Origin of the sequence: Streptomyces actuosus (assembly GCF_016921115.1) — a bacterium.
Lineage (GTDB): Bacteria > Actinomycetota > Actinomycetes > Streptomycetales > Streptomycetaceae > Streptomyces > Streptomyces actuosus_A.
The window spans coordinates 1-435 of the sequence record NZ_JAFFZS010000226.1; the positions used below are offsets into that span (position 1 = coordinate 1).

Annotated in this window: 1 protein-coding gene; it reads right to left on the minus strand. The window is 48.7% G+C overall.

Going from position 1 to position 435, the window contains the following annotated elements:
• Window positions 1-73 precede the first annotated feature (73 nt).
• Window positions 74-424 carry an MFS transporter gene (locus JS756_RS38480; RefSeq protein WP_205387504.1) on the minus strand — a complete coding sequence of 117 codons (351 nt, stop codon included), beginning with the start codon at window positions 422-424 and terminating at the stop codon, window positions 74-76.
• Between the last annotated feature and the right edge of the window lie 11 nt (window positions 425-435).

The following is a 435-nucleotide window of genomic DNA, read 5'->3' on the forward strand; positions in this document are numbered from 1 at the left end:
TATGTAGTAAGCCCATCTCCTACGGATATCGGCCATAAGCATCTCAAAAACTTGCACGGAAGAGTATGACCACTTACCATCCCAGCACCGCAGTGAAATAAGTGCCCATAATAGGGCCAATGGACATTCCAACATTGCATACAACGGCCCATAAGAAAATGACCCAGACACGGGGCCGAATTCCCCACATATCCTCAATACTCCCGCCTACCACTGTAAAAGGAACTCCGGACAAGACTCCAGCCATAAATCGTCCGACGACTACGGCGCCAATAGAATCTACCACACCAGTTATCACGCAACTGACAGCACTCAGTACAGTACTGACGACGTAGAGGTATTTTCGGCCAAAGGATTCAGACAATGGCGGGAAGACAAGCGTGCCGAGAATTGATCCAAGGAGGAACCTAAATGGAGGGGTCAGCTGTCAAAAAT